This is a genomic window from Parageobacillus thermoglucosidasius (assembly GCF_001295365.1).
Taxonomy (GTDB): Bacteria; Bacillota; Bacilli; order Bacillales; family Anoxybacillaceae; genus Parageobacillus; species Parageobacillus thermoglucosidasius.
Window position 1 is genome coordinate 1,103,054 of record NZ_CP012712.1, and the last position, 15,801, is coordinate 1,118,854.

Consider the following 15,801-nt stretch of genomic DNA (forward strand, 5'->3'; position numbering starts at 1 on the left):
CTAATTCATTTCCCGCTGGAACGGGAACGAATTAGCCTTTTATTTTTATATATTTGTAGAAGCATGTTGGAGCGCTGGCGGCGGGGCATTGCATATGATGAATTTGCATGAGCGGAATCCGGAATTATTATTTACATACTATTCAGAATTTATTAAATTATATTGTAGAAATTATTTTCCGTTTGGAGGAAACGAAACATGAGCAAATTTTCCGAGTATACAAAAACGATTTTTATTGATGGGCAATGGCTGGACGCGCATAACGGCAACACGCTCCCAGTGCGAAATCCCGCCACATTGGAGAGGATTACAGAAGTTTCATACGGCGATGAAATCGAGGCGGAACAAGCGGTACGCGCAGCTAGCCGAGCGTTTCCGCAATGGACGGGGCAAACGGCAAGAGAACGGTCGCAACTGTTATATGCCGCATATGAGAAAATGCTGGAAAATAAAGAAGAGCTGGCTGTCACGTTAACAATGGAACAAGGGAAGCCGCTTAAAGAAGCAAGAGCGGAAATTGACGCGGCGGCAAGCTACTTTCTTTGGTATGCCGAGGAAGCGAATCGCTTATATGGAGAAATTATCCCTTCTTCCAACAAAAATAAGCGTCTGATGGTCATTCCGCAGCCGATTGGCGTTGTCGCCGCAATCACCCCGTGGAACTTCCCTGCTTCCATGGTGACGCGAAAGCTTGCGCCAGCCCTTGCCGCCGGGTGCACGGTTGTATTAAAGCCAGCGCCGGAGACGCCGCTGACCGCGTATCGAATCGTGAAGATTCTCGAAGAGGTGGGGCTTCCTCCTGGCGTGGTCAACCTTGTCACTGGCGATGCTGTTTCGATCGGAAAGTGTTGGATGAGCCATCCGGATGTGCGCATGATTACGTTTACTGGTTCGACCGAAGTCGGGCGTTTGTTGATGAAAGGAAGCGCAGATCAAGTGAAAAAACTGTCGCTGGAACTGGGCGGCCACGCACCGGTTATCGTATTTGAGGACGCCGATTTGGACTTGGCGGCGGAGTTGACGCTGGCCAGCAAGTTCCGCAACTGCGGGCAGACGTGCATTTGTGCCAACCGTGTCTATGTGCAGCAAACGGTGTGGGACGCATTTGTGGAAAAAGTGAAAGCGAAAGTGCAGCAGCTTTCCATTGGCAGCGGGCTGGATGAAGCGACCGATATCGGGCCATTGATTAACGAAGAAGCGGTAAGAAAGGTGCAAGAACATTTGGAAGATGCTGTGCAAAAAGGGGCTTCCGTCATTTATGGCGGAAGACGGTGGAAAAGGGCATATCCAGGATATTTTTTTGAACCAACGGTGCTGGCGAATGTCACGAAAGAGATGAAAGTGATGAACGAGGAAACGTTTGGGCCGCTTTTGCCGCTGCAGCCGTTTGCCGATGAGATGGAAGCGGTTCGCCAGGCGAATGATACGCAATATGGGTTGGCGGCTTATATTTTTACGGATTCGCTTCATCGCGCGTATCGTGTGATGGAGAAGCTGGAATACGGCATCGTCGGCATTAATGACGTCTTTCCAGCCGTGGCCGAAGCGCCATTTGGCGGCGTGAAGCAATCGGGGCTGGGAAAGGAAGGCGGCAAGGAAGGGATTTTCGAGTTTGTCGAGTTGAAGTATGTATCGATGGGAATCCGTTCTTTGTAACAGAACGTTTTTGCAGCCATCCGCGGCGTAGGAGCATGAGCGCCTCCTGCTGTTAACTATGAATGAACGACGCAGGCCTTGACGGCGTCTGCATGTATAGAGAACGGACCAGTATCATCATCGCCGCATGATGATACTGTCCGCTTCTTTTATTTGGGCGAAAGATTGGACGCCGGTCCCGCCCGCCGTTATGTTGCCGACATCGGATCATTTATGAAAAAGATTGAACGGTGAAAACAAATGGATAGGGAGGAGTAGAAACGATGAAACAGACTATCCGCAATATCAGCGTGGCGAAAGCAATCGTTCATTGTTTGAAACGCGAGGGAATTTCCCACGTGTTTTGCGTGCCGGGAGAGAGCTATTTGCCGCTGATGGATGCCATTTTCGATGAACCATCGCTTCAACTGATTTCGGCCCGCCATGAAGGCGGGGCTTCGTTTATGGCGGAAGGCTATGCAAAAGCGTCGGGAAAATCGGGAGTTGTGCTGGCGACACGGGGAGTCGGCGGCGCGAATTTGGCGATTGGCGTCCATACGGCAAAGCAAGATTCGACGCCGATGGTCGTGTTTTTAGGGCAGGTGCACAGCCATTTCCGCGGCAGGGAAGGGTTTCAGGAAGTTGATTTAGATCAGTTTTTTCAGCCGATTGCGAAATGGACGGTGGAAATTCGCGAGGCGGAACGAATACCGGAGCTGGTGCAGCGGGCGTTTCGCGTTGCGAAAACAGGCAGGCCGGGACCTGTCGTCATCTCGCTTCCAGAAGATATATTTTTTCAAGATATTGCCGAAGCGGTAATCACGGATGTAGCTGTACCGAGACCTGCCCCAAGCGCAGAGGATGTGCGGGGCGTGCAGGAAATATTGCAAAAGGCGAAACGGCCGGTTGTCATTGCCGGTGGAGGAGTTAAGCAAGCGAAAGCGGAACAGCTATTGCGGTTATTTGCTGAAAAATATTCCATTCCTGTGGCGGCTGCTTTCCGCCGCCATGATGTGTTCCCTAATGACCACCCGCTTTATGTTGGCCATCTTGGATTAGGAACGCCAAAACCGATTATCGAGACGGTAAAACAGGCGGATGCCGTGATCGCCATCGGAACGAGATTATCGGAAGTGACGACACAAGATTATCGCTTGCTGTCGCCGGATCAGGCGCTGATTCATATCGATATCGACAGCGATGTGCTCGGAAAAGTATATCCGCCAGCTGTAGCGCTGGTTGCAGATGGCAAAGAGGCGCTTTCCAAATTGCTGGAAATTGCTGTGCAGCCGTCTTGGCGCGATTGGGCGGCAGCGAGACGGAAACAATATGAGCAAGCATCGACGCTTCCGGCGGAAAAACGGAACTTCAATGAAGCGGTCATCGCCAGCTTGCAACAACATTTGCCAAACGATGCGATTATAACGAATGATGCCGGTAATTTCGCCGGATGGCTCCATACCTTTTTCCAATTTACTGAAAAACAGATGTATATCGGTCCTACTTCCGGCGCGATGGGATATGGCATGCCGGCGGCGGTTGGCGCCAAGCTTGCGTTTCCGGAGCGCATCGTCGTTTCTCTATCAGGAGACGGCGGTTTCATGATGACAATGCAAGAGCTTGAGACCGCTTCCAGATATCATATTCCGATTATTAGCATCGTCTTTAACAATAGCATGTATGGAACCATCCGCATGCATCAAGAGCTTCACTTTCCGAAACGGGTCATCGGGACGGATTTAGGGCATGTATCGTTTGCCGAATTAGCGAAATGTTTCAACGCCAATGGCGTTCGCGTTGAAACAGAAGACCAATTTACTGGAGCGCTCATTCAATCCTTTACCGAAACAAAACCAACGGTAATCGAAGTCATGACAGATCCAAACCAGATTTCCGTGGCCGCGACAATTGATGAGCTGCGAAAGCGCTCGAATTCTCGGTAAACATTTGCATACTAGCCATGATAGTCGATGCATACATTTTTAATAGAAAAAAATAAATCACCGAGGAGGAATCTGGTTTGTGAAAGTATTGAATTTTATTCATGGGGAATGGAAAGCATCGATTAGCAGGCAATTTGCTCCGGTGATCAATCCGGCAAACGGCGAAACGATTGGAGAAGTGACGGTTTCGATCGAAGCGGATGTCGATGAAGCGGTAAAATCGGCAAAGGCCGCACAAAAAGGGTGGGCGCTTGTACCGGCACCAAAACGGGCGGAAGTGTTATATAAAGTCGGCTATTTATTAAAAGAGAGAAAAGAACAGCTTGCAAGACTACTGACGACGGAAATGGGAAAAGTGCTTGAGGAAGCGCGCGGGGAAGTGCAAGAAGGAATTGACATGGCGTTTTATATGGCTGGCGAAGGGAGGCGTCTGTTCGGCGACACGACGCCTTCGGAATTGAAAGATAAATTTGCGATGAGCGTCCGCGTGCCAGTTGGAGTTGTCGGCATCATCACGCCGTGGAATTTTCCGATTGCGATCGCAACATGGAAATCGTTCCCGGCCATTGTTGCCGGCAATGCGGTTGTATGGAAGCCAGCTTTGGAAACACCATTGATGGCGCAGGAACTGGCAAAAATATTCGAGGAAGCGGGATTACCAAAAGGCGTGTTTAACGTCGTTCACGGCGACGGCCCAACGACAGGAAATGCATTGGTAGAGCATCCGGACGTGCAAGTGATTTCCTTTACCGGGTCAAACGAAGTCGGACGGATTATTGCCGAAAAATGCGGACGCCGCTTGAAAAAAGTATCGCTGGAAATGGGCGGAAAAAATGCTGTCATTGTCATGGATGACGCTGATTTATCGTTAGCGGTAGAAGGGATTTTGTGGAGCGCGTTTGGCACGTCGGGGCAAAGATGTACGGCATGCAGCCGTGTCCTTGTTCATGAAAAGGTGAAGGAAGAGCTGGAAAATAGATTGCTAGAAGCAATGAAGACATTAACGATTGGAAACGGATTGGACGAAAGCGTCAAAGTCGGCCCGGTCATTAGCGAAGAGGCGCTGCAAAACATTGACCGTTATGTGCAAATCGGCAAGGAAGAAGGTGCAAAGCTATTAACCGGGGGCTATATTTTGCGGGATGGAGAGTATCAAAAAGGCTATTATTATGCCCCGACTCTCTTTACGGATGTTCAAGCAACGATGCGAATTGCGCGCGAGGAAATTTTCGGCCCGGTTGTTTCGATCATTTCCGTCAATAGTTTAGAAGAAGCGATTGTCGTGAACAACAGTGTTGATTACGGATTGTCCAGCTCCATTTTTACACGGGATGTCAATAAAGCATTCCAAGCGATGCGCGATTTAGATACAGGTATTGTCTATGTCAATGCCGGCACGATTGGGGCGGAAATTCATCTGCCGTTTGGCGGCACGAAAGGAACGGGAAACGGCCATCGTGACTCTGGCATCGCGGCGCTCGATGTGTTTACGGAATGGAAAAGCGTGTATATTGATTTCAGCGGCAAACTGCAACGGGCGCAAATCGATATTGACGAATAATGAATTCATCAGCGAAAGAATAAGGAGGCGCATGCCATGAAAGTGTTAGTGCTTGGAGCTGGGCTGATGGGAAAAGAGGCGGCGCGCGATTTAGGGCAAAGCGAGGGCGTTTCCGCCGTCACGTTAGCCGATGTGGATCGGCAAAAGGCGGAGGTTGTTTGCCGGCAGCTGCATTCTAGCAAACTCGAAGCAAAGCAAGTCGATGCGGCGAATGAAAAAGAATTGGCTGCGCTGATGCGTGGACACGATGTGGTCGTTAACGCGTTATTTTATCGTTTTAATGAATTGGTGGCGAAAACGGCGATCGAAGTCGGCGTTCATTCTGTTGATTTAGGAGGGCATATCGGCCATATTACCGACAGGGTGCTGCAATTAAATGAAAACGCTAAGCAAGCTGGTGTTACGATCATTCCAGATTTAGGCGTCGCGCCGGGAATGATCAACATTTTATCAGGGTACGGAGCGAGCCAATTAGACGAGTTAAAATCGATTAAGCTATATGTCGGCGGAATTCCTGTACGTCCGGAGCCGCCGCTCGAATACAACCATGTATTTTCGCTAGAAGGGCTGTTTGATCATTATACCGATCCGTCTCTCATTATTCGCGGCGGGAAAAAGCAAGAAATCCCGTCGTTGTCGGAAGTGGAAACGATTTATTTTGAGCGGTTTGGCCCGCTCGAAGCGTTTCATACATCAGGAGGGACTTCCACATTGCCCCGCTCTTATCCGCAATTGGAATGCTTGGAATATAAAACGATCCGCTATCCAGGCCATGCGGAAAAATTTAAGCTGCTCGTCGATCTGAATTTGACAAGAAATGACTACGAGGTGGAAGTTAAAGGGCAAAAAGTGAAGCCGCGCGACGTGCTGTTAGCGGCTTTATCGCCGCTTTTGGATTTAAAAGATAAAGAGGATGTCGTGCTGTTGCGGGTCATTGTCGGCGGAGTCAAAAACGGCAAAGAAACGGTTTTGGAATATGAAACGGTCACGTGGAAAGACCGCAAAACCAACGTGACAGCGATGGCGCGGACCACTGCCAATACGATCTCGGTCGTCGCGCAAATGATCGGAAGCGGAGTCATTCAAAAACGGGGCGTTTATCCGCCGGAGCAAATCGTTCCAGGAGACATTTACATCAAGGAAATGGAAAGACGCGGCGTTGTGATCGAAGAGAAGCAATATGTAAAGTGATAACAAAGAGACTGTTTTAGGGGGAGAAATCTCCCGCCTAAAAGCAGTCTTAATTTGTTTGCATGACAGACAGAAGGTTGTTTTCGGACGAATGCATTTTCCCCTCCTGCACTGCATTTAGAGGAGCATTCCTGCAATGAGGAAAGAGGAAGAAAAATGAGATTTGAATGACAAGGACTATAAACGAAGGAGGACTCGAAACTTCTCGGAAAAAATGTTAAAAAGCAAAGTCAATAAATGATAAAACCAATTAGTGCTTTCGGATAACACTATAGCGCTAGCAACTCCCATCAGCGAACGAAATTGGCAATACCGCGTTCATATTATTGGCTCATAAAAAGAAGCTTGATTTTTTTATGTTTTTGTGAATATTATCACCAGCGCATTAGAAATGCCGCTGATGGCGCTTGCGATGCTGGCCTTTGCCTCCAACCGCTTGGAAGGCCTGGCAGTTGCAAAAATGCTGAACTTGGTATTACTGCCGCCAATCGTCTTGTATTTTTTTGCTGCTAAATGGCGTTTGTTCGGCTTGCTTGTGCCAACATATTGGGTATCCGAAGCCGTTTTGGCATTGGCAGAAGAAAATGTGAAATTTTGGGGCTACTGGCTTGGTGGCACGGCCTATCATCTTCTTTGTATATGGCTGCTGTTTTCTAGATTTAACCGCTTGCTTCATTAAGCGGTTTGACCGCCTATCTTTTTAACTGCTGTTATTGCTTGTGTTCGCGAATCATCCGGATCAATCATTTTCTAGAGAGCAACTGCTTGAAAAGGTGTGGGGCGACATTTATTTTGGCAATGGCAGAGCGATAGAGACCTTATGAGCAGATTGCGCAAAAACATGGCTCACGCTTCAAGGTTGTTGACCATTTTACGACTTGTGCTGGCATGTTGCTCCGTTACATACTAATAACGGTAAGCCGCACAACAGGAATCATATTTCGCGGCGGTGGGTGAGATGCATGCTTTGTGGCTTCTTACCTGGTTGGTGTCAGAAATGGCCGTCGTTAGGAATAGATGGATGGTTTGCTAAAACCGTTTTTACTGCTGCTTCAATCTCTTTATAGCTCGTACATCGGCAAATGTTCGATTCCAGCCATTCTTGAATGATCCTGTCATCCGCATCGGGATGGCGTTCTATTAAAGCGAAGGCATTCATAATAAAGCCGGGGGTGCAGTAGCCGCACTGGAAGGCAAAATGTTCGACGAACGCGCGCTGAATCGCCGTGTTATGAAGCCCTTCGCTCGTAGTTATCGCTTTTCCGACCGTTTCAATGGCAAGCATCATGCACGATTTGATTGGGATGCCGTCCACTAATACGGTGCATGCGCCACAGTCGCCGTTTAAGCAGCCAGGTTTTGCCCCGGTAAGACCGAGTTCGTTGCGGAGAACGAAGAGCAATGTATCAGCTTGGCGGGCGACGACAGATTTCGTTTCCCCGTTCACTAACAATTGCATTTCACATTTAGCTGGGGCCTCCATTGGTTTACTCCCCTCCCAGTTCTTCGATAATATCGAAAAGCATTTGTTCAAGCACAAACAGGCGGTACGCTGCCGAGCCTTCTATATCGTCTAAAATTGGCCGCGGCAGAGCCCGTATCGCTCCCGCAATGCGGTCATGTAAGGAGAGATGCCGCGCATTTAACCGTTCTTCCACCTCTGTGGAACGAAACGGAAACGGGCACATGCCGCTCAGCGCCACGCGGATTTGCCCGTCTTTTTTGATGGCGGCGGCGGTGACAAGCGGGTATCCGACTTTGCCTTGTTTGCGGCGCTTGCGGTGGAAATGGGGCAGCGATGCGTAGGAGCGGTCGACTTTCATTTGTACGAGAAATTGTCCGGGTTTTAACCGAATGTGCCGCTGAAAGACATCGTGGATGTTGCACTGCCTTACGCCGTCTTTTCCGGCAATGACTGCTTGGCTGTCAGAAAGAAGGAATGGCAAAACCGTTTCGCGGTAAAAAAATTGCCCGCAAATATTGCCGCCAAGGGTGATTTGGTTGCGCGCCGTTCGGTCGGCGACTTCGCTTGCCGCTTTCGTCAAAAGCGGAAACGGATCAGCCTCTTCTAATGCGGCCAGCGGCAGTGCCGCCCCGAGCACAAGCTCGTGCGGATTGGATTCGAGCGCGCGGCATTCGGGAATATGTTTAATATCAATGACCGCGTCGGCGGCAACAAGATGGAGGCGGGAGAGCGTTATAATTTCCGTTCCGCCCCCGTAATAGAGCGGTTTTTTGCCTTGCTGCTGCAAGGTGTCAAACAGCCGCACCGCTTCAGCAATGGAGCGGGGGCGATGATAAGTAATCTCAAAAGGAATCATGAATGTCCCCTTTCTTTTTCCGCCAAATCTGCTCAGGAAACAGCGGCAGTTCATTGAGCGGCACTTCTGCAGCGAGCGACAAAGCGTTTGCCAATGCGGCCGGCATGCCGATCAGCCCGTGTTCACCGACGCCGCGCGCCCCGTATGGCGCATCGATTTGCGGTGTTTCGATAAACTCCACAATATATTCCGGGTGTTCGCCGAAGCGAATGGGCCGGTATGTGCGCAATTGCGGATTGAGCACCCGTTCGTAGCGGTCGAATAAAAACGTTTCACGGCTTGCAAAACTCAGCCCCATGCTCATTGCCCCCATCACCTGACCGAGTGCGGCTTTCGGATTGAGCACTTTGCCGATGTCAATGACGGCAAATGCTTTAAGGATTTTATACGTATAGTCGCGGCGGTTGAGTTCAATTTCCACTCCTTCCGCGCCGACCGTCCATTCCGGCCCCGGTTTGCCTGCGCCCGTTTCTTTATCAAGCGGGGTCATGTGGCGCAAAATATAGGTTCCCCGTCCGATAATTTGCCCCCCGACTGCATTGCCGTTTGGGTATTTGTAGCCGTTGGCGATGTCTTTCACTGGAACATAGATGCTCGGGTCATCGCGCAAAAATACTTTCCCGCCGCCGACTTCTAAATCGTCCGCTGATGCGCGGAGGATGCAAGCAGCGATCGCTTTGAGCTGGCGGATGGCATCGTCCGCCGCGGCGAGCGCCGCTCTTCCCGCCATAAAGGTGCCCCGGCTTCCGACCGTTTTCCAATGTTCTGGGGTCGTTTGCGTCTCAATATCCATTTTGACGTAGACATCATGGACATCCATTTTTAATTTCTCGGCAACGATTTGGGCGAGGATCGTTTTTGTTCCGGTTCCGATTTCGACTACCCCGGAGATGACATTGACGCTTCCGTCGGAATTAAATGTTAAAATGACACCAGAGCTGGCATCAGGGTCAATCGTGGACGTTTTCCACGCGCAACTGATGCCTTTCGCCTGTACAGTATAAGCATCGATTTCGATGCGCTGCCATTCGTCCCATTCCATTAACTCGCGCAGACGGTCGAGACAGGCCGGCAAGTCGCCGACATTGCTGCGGTTTAACGGCACTTGCGTCGGGGTGGTATGGCCGGGGCGGATCGCGTTTTTCCGCCGCAATTCCCATTTGTCTTTATCTAGCTTTTCGGCGAGCAAGTCTAGTGCACGCTCGATGGCGAACGCTTGTTCACTATGGCCAAAGCCGCGAAAAGGGGCGGCATATGGATGATTCGTGTAGACACATAGCGAATCACACCAGACATTTTCGATATGATATGGCCCGGTGCAGTCAACAGCGGCGGCGCGGCTGACATCGATTGCTTTATCGGAATAGGCGCCTCCGTCAAATAAAAACAGAATTTCCGCCGCTTTAATATAGCCGTCGTTGGTGGCGCCAAGCTTGACGGCTGCTTCCAATCCGATATGGACCGGAGAGGTGATCATATCTTCTTCCCTTGTATTCCAAACTCTCACCTTTCTTCCCCTCACCGCTTTCGCTGCCAGATAGGCGAGAAGCTCAAGCTGCACAGGCGCTTTTCCGCCGTAAGCTCCGCCGACAAGCGGGGTATGAACGACAATGTTGCCAGCATCCTCTCCAAAATAGGTGCTGATAAGCCGTTTAATCATAAACGGCGACTGAGAGGAAGCGGATATCATAATCTGTCCATCTGGAAGGATTTCTGCAGTGGCGCATCTTGTTTCCATTGCTATGTGGTCAGAAGGGGAAAAGGACACGCGCGTTTCCACGACAACGTCGCTTTCCGCCCAGCCCCGTTCCATATTGCCTTTGCGGATTTTCGTGCGATGGGCGATGTTCGTATTTGGCTCGGGATAGGTATGTTTGTTCTTTTGATAGCTTCCTAGCTGTTCATGAATGAGGGGGGCGTCTTCTTTTAGCGCTTCGCTTGGTGTACCGATGGCAGGAAGGGGTTCATAAGCAACATGAACAAGGTTGGCCGCCTTTTCCGCCTGGACAAGCGTATCGGCGACGATGACAGCGACGACTTCGCCGTGATAGCGCACTTTATCAAAAGCGATGGGAGGGCGGTCGCGCAAGTCTTCTCCTGTCAGAGGCAATCCTTCGCCGGTGATGATCGCGCGCACGCCGGGGATGGCGCGCGCCTTTTTGGCATCGATCGCGCGAATGCGCGCATGGGCGTACGGGCTGGTAACGAGTTTGGCATGGAGCATTCCTTTTTCAGTAAAATCGTTCGTATATTTGGCTCTTCCGGTCACTTTATCCCATGCTTCTTTGCGAATGACGCTTTTACCGATGGCCATTGAATCCCTCCTTTTTGCGTTTTGCTTGATGGCATACAGCTAGTCCTCGTTCGCACGGCATCGAAAAAGAATTTTTCTGTGGCGCTTTCTGGTGTCATGCTTTTCCGCCTGCTTTGGCTGTAGGGGGATTTTTGCGTTCCTTCATCTCACAAAACAGGCAGCATGATGATTACGGTGTTGGTTAAAGCGGGGTCGTCTTATGTTGGCCATATAGCGCAATTAACTGACTGCTTCTGTGATAACTGGCTGGCCGGCAAGAAAATGCCCTGCATTGGCATAGCCTGTTTTATCCCGCAGTGCGGTGAGTGTGCTTGCCCGCATTGAATAATCGAAACAGCGGATGGCCGGGCGTTTTGTATGCTGCACCAATCCAGAGGACAGCAAGGCAAACGCATCTTCCGGCAGGCCAATAACAATTAGGAAAAGGGAACGGAATCGCTGCCTTCAAGCGTGTTCCCTGTGAATGGAAACCACATCCGCCAGCTTCGTCTGGCGGCTTAATCGATTCCGGCAATATGTGACATGTTCATGTTGTTTTCTTCTTTGATGCCGGCCCGTTTCGCAGCACGCTGATCATTTCAGCGATGATGCTAATAGCGATTTCTTCCGGGCCGCGCGCGCCGATGGCAAGGCCGACCGGAGAATGAATCCAACTTGGTATTTCGCTGGCGGAAAGCAGCCGGGCTGTGCGCCGTTTAGGCCCTAGCACGCCAAGATAGAAGAGCGGCTGATCCCGCAGCAGCGCGATAATTTCTTGGTCGCGCTGAAAATGATGTGTCATGATGACAACAAAATCGCGCTCATTCAGGCCAAGCTGCGGAACGGTCTTGCTGGGAAAACCGACGACCCATTCGTCGGCATCGGGAAGATGTTCTTTGGAACAAAGCGCCGGACGCCAATCGGTGACGACGATGAAAAACCCGGCTTGTTTGGCGAAAGAAACGAGTGGTTTTGCATCCGGATTGGCGCCGAAAATCACGAGGCGCGGTTTTGGCCAGTAATGTTGGATGTAAAATTGGACGCCGTCGATGATGCATATACCGTTTTTGCCTTGAAAAAGCGGAGCGGAATCAAGCAAACTTCTTAGCTTCGGTGTCATTTCGCCGCAAAATCCGCCAAACCGTCTGCCGCTTTCACTGCAAAAGAAAAAATTTTTCCGTCCGCTCGTTTCCCCGTCAAGCGTTCTTGCCAACAGCACATGTTCCCCGCGATCGAGGCACGCTTTCACGGCCAGCCAATCTGCGCGCATTTCCGCCGTGACCGGTTCGAGAAGAACTTGGATGATTCCATTGCAGCCGGCTCCTTGCCCCCAAGAAAAATCATCTTCTTGTCTCATATCAAATGTTGTCATATGGGCTTGTTGATGTTGCAAAACATCTTTTGCCTGGATGGCGATCGTTTCTTCTAAGCAGCCGCCGCTAAGCAGCCCGGCGGTGCGCCCGCTTTCACTGATCCACATGCACGCTCCTTCTTTTTGATAAGCGGAGCCGTCGATGTGGATAATCGTCGCTAATACTCCTTGTTCATGAGAAGAAGCAATCGCTTCTAATACAGCATGATAGCTTTCCATTTTCGTTTTCCCCGCCGATTTTCATAGAATTAAACATGGTGTGCATCAAGCAAAAATGTGCTTTTTAAGGCGTTTGTGCATACCAAATGGCATGAATGATGTGATGTGGTGCAGCTGGTTATTGAATGAAAAACAAAATAAGGAAATGGCATTTCAGCAAGAGAATTATATAGGCTTTGTTATCATTGTATTCTTTTGGAAAACAGCGATGACTGAAAAATAAAAAAGCCAGCGCTTCGCCATCTCGAAACGCTAGCTTCCTTCCACATTTGAATGATTGTTTCTTTTCCGCTTATTTAACCGTCCGGCTTTTTTGGCGGCTTCACGCAGCAAAAATTCAATATGGGCGTTGACGCTGCGAAATTCTTCTTGCGCCCAGCGTTCGATAATTTCATATAAATCTGGATCGATTCGTAATGGAAAGTTTTTCTTTTTTGCCATAGTGCTCCACAACCATTAATATAGACTGCCGGTGTTAATGACCGGTTGGGTCGCCCGCTCTGAAACAATGGCGACCATTAAGTTATTGACCATATTGGCTTTTCGTTCATCATCTAACTCCAAAATTCCCTCTTTGTCAAGCTGCTCGATCGCCATTTGCGCCATGGAAACGGCACCTTCGACAATTTTCTTTCTTGCGGCTAAAATCGCGATGGCTTGTTGGCGCTGCAACATCGCGCTGGCAATTTCCGGAGAGTAGGCGAGATGCGTAAGGCGCGCTTCGATGACTTCCACTCCGGCTACTTTAAGGCGTTCCTGTAACTCAGCGGCAAGCACGTCGGAAATAACGTCTGCATTGCCTCGTAACGTTATTTCATCATCATCGGTAAATGTGTCATAAGGATATTTCGTGGCAACATGGCGGATGGCTGCTTCACTTTGAATCTCTACAAACTGTTCGTAATCGTCCACATCGAAAATGGCTTTCGCGGAGTCGATGACGCGAAATACGATGACAGCGGCGATTTCAATCGGGTTTCCTTGCACATCATTTACTTTCAGCTTGCTGCTCGTAAAATTGCGGACACGCAAAGAAACTTTTTGCCGAATTGTTAACGGAACGGTCAGAAATAGCCCGCTATCGCGGATGGTGCCTAAATAGCGGCCAAAGAAAATCAGCACTTTCGCTTGGTTGGGCTGCACAATGGTAATGCCGCTTGCTAATGCGACAGCAATAACGACAAATAGAACAGTAATAACGATTTGCTGCTGAAGAAAACTAACAAGCGCTCCCGCCACTAGTATGGCAATGCAAATAATCCCAATAAAACCGTTCATATGCCATGCCTTTGTTTCTTTCATAAGCATCCTTCTCCTTAATATTGATTTTATATCATAATGATATCATATTTTGAAATAAATGTAAAATTGTTTTTTCATTTTTTCGCTTGTCCATCATTGGCAGCGCGCCATAAACGTCGCGATGGCGCAGAAGACTTAGCGGTTTTTGCTATATTAGGGCAGATAAGGTGATCGCCTTGGAAAGTTGCTGATAGAGTGCGTTTGCGGTAAGATGAAAGAAAAAGAGAAAAACAGTTGCAGCAAGGGAGAAGAGGTGCGTTTATTTGACAATATCTTTGGAAGCGTTGTTGGCGTTATGGAAAATCATTGCGATTGATATCATTTTATCCGGCGACAACGCGGTTGTCATTGCGATGGCGACGCGGAAGCTACCGAAGCACCAGCAAAATCTGGCGATTTTCTGGGGAACAGGAGGTGCGGTGCTTTTACGCATCGTATTTGCGACAGTCATTGTATTTTTGCTGAAAATTCCGTTTGTTCATTTAGCGGGCGGATTGTTGTTGCTTTTGATCGCCTATAAAGTGCTCATTGAACATAATGAAGAAACGAACATTCAGTCATCTGACCGCCTTATTAAAGCGATTGCTACCATTATTGCGGCGGATGCGGTGATGAGTTTGGACAATGTCGTTGCCATTGCCGGAGCGTCGGAAGGACATATCGGCATGATTGCATTTGGGGTGGCGATCAGTATCCCGATTATGATTTTCGGGTCAAAAGCGATCATGAAAATCATGGAAAAATATCGCTGGATTGCTTACATCGGTTCAGGTATTTTAGCATGGACAGGCGCGAAAATGATGATGGAAGACGAAGGGTTTATGCGTTTTCTCCATTTCCGGGAAGGCCCGCTTACATATGCTGTTAGCGCCGGATTAACGGTCTTTGTGTTAGCAGCTGGGTATATCACCAATAAAAAAGCGGAAAGCAGAGAAGGAACGATTGTGTAATGGTGGGATTTCTCCATGCGGGGATATCCCTTTTTCTTTCATACAGTTTTAAGGAAAAAAGGGGGAGAAGGGAGATGCAGCTTCAAAACATTTTAGTGACAGGGCGGCTGTATTCAATCATGGCGCAGCTATTAGAAGAAAAGAAGATCAATAAAAATTTTCGTTTTGTTGCTGAAAGCGAAGTTTGCCGCGACGATTTTTTTTGGGCGGATGCGTATGTCGGATTTCGCCCAGTGCCTTGCTTTGAATTTGGCAACATTCGTTGGGTGCATTCTCTCGGAGCGGGAGTAGACGCGTTTTTATGGAATCGAGAATGGAAAGAAGATGTGTTATTGACGAGGACGGTCGGTTCATTTGGCGAGCAAATTAGCGAATATTGCCTGAGCTACATACTTCGAGATTTACAGTGCCATGATGTTTATGGATGGTACCAGTCGCAGCGGAAATGGAAGCAGGTCGAGCCGCAGCGGTTGCGGAATCAGTGCATCGTCATTTGCGGAACAGGGGAGATCGGGCAGCAGATCGCCCGCCATTTGCAAATGTTTGGCGTCCAGCCGATCGGCATTTCGCGAAGCGGACAAATGAAACCGCATTTCGCGGCGGTATTTCCGATGCATCAGGCAAGTGAAGTGCTGCCAAAAGCGGATTGGGTCATTGCCGCGCTTCCTTTGACAAAGCAAACGTATCATTTATTGGATGAGAAGTTTTTTGCCCTTTTGAATAACGCTAGTTTTATGAATGTGGGCAGAGGGGCAACTGTTGATGAGGTCGCGTTGTGGAACGCATTGGAAAGACGGCATGTGCGCCTTGCGGTTTTGGATGTCGTCGAAAATGAGCCGTTGCCGCCGGAATCCCCGCTTTGGCAGCATCCGAACGTTATTATCACCCCGCATATTGCCGCATTGACATCACCAGAGGAAGCAGTGGATTGCTTTTTGCAAACATTGCAGCGAATTGAAGCAGGGGAACCGCTTGGCAACAAAGTGGATGTCCAGAGAGGATATTAAAAGCGGG

At 49.3% G+C, this 15,801-nt stretch carries 15 protein-coding genes; 8 read left to right on the forward strand and 7 right to left on the reverse strand.

Going from position 1 to position 15,801, the window contains the following annotated elements; translation table 11 throughout:
* Positions 1–198: 198 nt before the first annotated feature.
* The 6 genes from AOT13_RS05405 (at position 199) to AOT13_RS19375 (ending at position 7,154) form a co-directional block, all read left to right on the forward strand.
* A complete protein-coding gene (locus AOT13_RS05405) occupies positions 199–1,656 on the forward strand; it encodes an NAD-dependent succinate-semialdehyde dehydrogenase (RefSeq protein ID WP_003253058.1) in 1,458 nt (485 codons plus the stop codon).
* Between the two features lie 263 nt (positions 1,657–1,919).
* Entirely contained in the window at positions 1,920–3,578 is a 1,659-nt protein-coding gene (locus tag AOT13_RS05410) for a thiamine pyrophosphate-binding protein (RefSeq protein ID WP_003253056.1), read from the forward strand.
* 79 nt (positions 3,579–3,657) lie between these two features.
* The gene (locus AOT13_RS05415; protein ID WP_003253054.1) at positions 3,658–5,139 is read left to right on the forward strand and encodes an aldehyde dehydrogenase family protein; all 1,482 of its coding nucleotides are present in this window, start codon (positions 3,658–3,660) and stop codon (positions 5,137–5,139) included.
* Positions 5,140–5,175: 36 nt separating this feature from the next.
* Entirely contained in the window at positions 5,176–6,330 is a 1,155-nt protein-coding gene (locus AOT13_RS05420; RefSeq protein ID WP_003253052.1) for a saccharopine dehydrogenase family protein, read from the forward strand.
* Between the two features lie 400 nt (positions 6,331–6,730).
* Positions 6,731–7,009, forward strand: coding sequence for a type 2 periplasmic-binding domain-containing protein (locus AOT13_RS05425; protein WP_148259586.1), 279 nt, complete (start codon positions 6,731–6,733; stop codon positions 7,007–7,009).
* A gap of 40 nt (positions 7,010–7,049) precedes the next feature.
* Entirely contained in the window at positions 7,050–7,154 is a 105-nt protein-coding gene (locus AOT13_RS19375) for a winged helix-turn-helix domain-containing protein (RefSeq protein WP_232511572.1), read from the forward strand.
* A gap of 167 nt (positions 7,155–7,321) precedes the next feature.
* Here AOT13_RS19375 and AOT13_RS05430 read toward each other — a convergent pair whose 3' ends face one another.
* The 7 genes from AOT13_RS05430 to AOT13_RS05455 all read right to left on the reverse strand — a co-directional run bounded on the left by AOT13_RS05430 (position 7,322) and on the right by AOT13_RS05455 (position 13,837).
* Positions 7,322–7,813 carry a (2Fe-2S)-binding protein gene (locus AOT13_RS05430; RefSeq protein ID WP_042383899.1) on the reverse strand — a complete coding sequence of 164 codons (492 nt, stop codon included), beginning with the start codon at positions 7,811–7,813 and terminating at the stop codon, positions 7,322–7,324.
* A 4-nt stretch (positions 7,814–7,817) separates the two neighbouring features.
* Positions 7,818–8,651 carry an FAD binding domain-containing protein gene (locus AOT13_RS05435; protein WP_003253047.1) on the reverse strand — a complete coding sequence of 278 codons (834 nt, stop codon included), beginning with the start codon at positions 8,649–8,651 and terminating at the stop codon, positions 7,818–7,820.
* On the reverse strand, positions 8,638–10,965 hold the full coding sequence (locus AOT13_RS05440; RefSeq protein WP_003253045.1) for a xanthine dehydrogenase family protein molybdopterin-binding subunit: 2,328 nt from the start codon (positions 10,963–10,965) through the stop codon (positions 8,638–8,640). The genes AOT13_RS05435 and AOT13_RS05440 overlap by 14 nt, the downstream gene beginning before the upstream one ends.
* A 219-nt stretch (positions 10,966–11,184) precedes the next feature.
* Positions 11,185–11,349 (reverse strand): hypothetical protein, encoded by a 165-nt coding sequence (locus AOT13_RS20015; RefSeq protein ID WP_155267345.1) that lies wholly within the window; start codon positions 11,347–11,349, stop codon positions 11,185–11,187.
* A 142-nt stretch (positions 11,350–11,491) separates the two neighbouring features.
* Positions 11,492–12,535 (reverse strand): XdhC family protein, encoded by a 1,044-nt coding sequence (locus tag AOT13_RS05445; RefSeq protein ID WP_013877522.1) that lies wholly within the window; start codon positions 12,533–12,535, stop codon positions 11,492–11,494.
* A 252-nt stretch (positions 12,536–12,787) separates the two neighbouring features.
* The gene (locus AOT13_RS05450; protein WP_013877521.1) at positions 12,788–12,976 is read right to left on the reverse strand and encodes a type II toxin-antitoxin system antitoxin; all 189 of its coding nucleotides are present in this window, start codon (positions 12,974–12,976) and stop codon (positions 12,788–12,790) included.
* Positions 12,977–12,991: 15 nt separating this feature from the next.
* On the reverse strand, positions 12,992–13,837 hold the full coding sequence (locus AOT13_RS05455; RefSeq protein WP_013877520.1) for an SPFH domain-containing protein: 846 nt from the start codon (positions 13,835–13,837) through the stop codon (positions 12,992–12,994).
* 263 nt (positions 13,838–14,100) lie between these two features.
* Here AOT13_RS05455 and AOT13_RS05460 point away from each other — a divergent pair, with 263 nt between their 5' ends.
* Positions 14,101–14,787 carry a TerC family protein gene (locus AOT13_RS05460; RefSeq protein WP_003253040.1) on the forward strand — a complete coding sequence of 229 codons (687 nt, stop codon included), beginning with the start codon at positions 14,101–14,103 and terminating at the stop codon, positions 14,785–14,787.
* Positions 14,788–14,861: 74 nt separating this feature from the next.
* Positions 14,862–15,794 (forward strand): D-2-hydroxyacid dehydrogenase, encoded by a 933-nt coding sequence (locus AOT13_RS05465; RefSeq protein ID WP_003253038.1) that lies wholly within the window; start codon positions 14,862–14,864, stop codon positions 15,792–15,794.
* Positions 15,795–15,801 lie beyond the last annotated feature (7 nt).

Excerpts from the sequence above, each read along its gene's own strand:
- AOT13_RS05435 (WP_003253047.1), bottom strand. The coding sequence starts at position 8,651 with ATGATTCCTTTTGAGATTACTTATCATCGCCCCCGCTCCATTGCTGAA.
- AOT13_RS05410 (WP_003253056.1), top strand. The coding sequence starts at position 1,920 with ATGAAACAGACTATCCGCAATATCAGCGTGGCGAAAGCAATCGTTCAT.
- AOT13_RS05405 (WP_003253058.1), top strand. The coding sequence starts at position 199 with ATGAGCAAATTTTCCGAGTATACAAAAACGATTTTTATTGATGGGCAA.
- AOT13_RS05430 (WP_042383899.1), bottom strand. The coding sequence starts at position 7,813 with ATGGAGGCCCCAGCTAAATGTGAAATGCAATTGTTAGTGAACGGGGAA.
- AOT13_RS05440 (WP_003253045.1), bottom strand. The coding sequence starts at position 10,965 with ATGGCCATCGGTAAAAGCGTCATTCGCAAAGAAGCATGGGATAAAGTG.
- AOT13_RS05455 (WP_013877520.1), bottom strand. The coding sequence starts at position 13,837 with ATGAAAGAAACAAAGGCATGGCATATGAACGGTTTTATTGGGATTATT.
- AOT13_RS05425 (WP_148259586.1), top strand. The coding sequence starts at position 6,731 with ATGGCGCTTGCGATGCTGGCCTTTGCCTCCAACCGCTTGGAAGGCCTG.
- AOT13_RS05450 (WP_013877521.1), bottom strand. The coding sequence starts at position 12,976 with ATGGCAAAAAAGAAAAACTTTCCATTACGAATCGATCCAGATTTATAT.
- AOT13_RS05420 (WP_003253052.1), top strand. The coding sequence starts at position 5,176 with ATGAAAGTGTTAGTGCTTGGAGCTGGGCTGATGGGAAAAGAGGCGGCG.
- AOT13_RS05445 (WP_013877522.1), bottom strand. The coding sequence starts at position 12,535 with ATGGAAAGCTATCATGCTGTATTAGAAGCGATTGCTTCTTCTCATGAA.
- AOT13_RS05465 (WP_003253038.1), top strand. The coding sequence starts at position 14,862 with ATGCAGCTTCAAAACATTTTAGTGACAGGGCGGCTGTATTCAATCATG.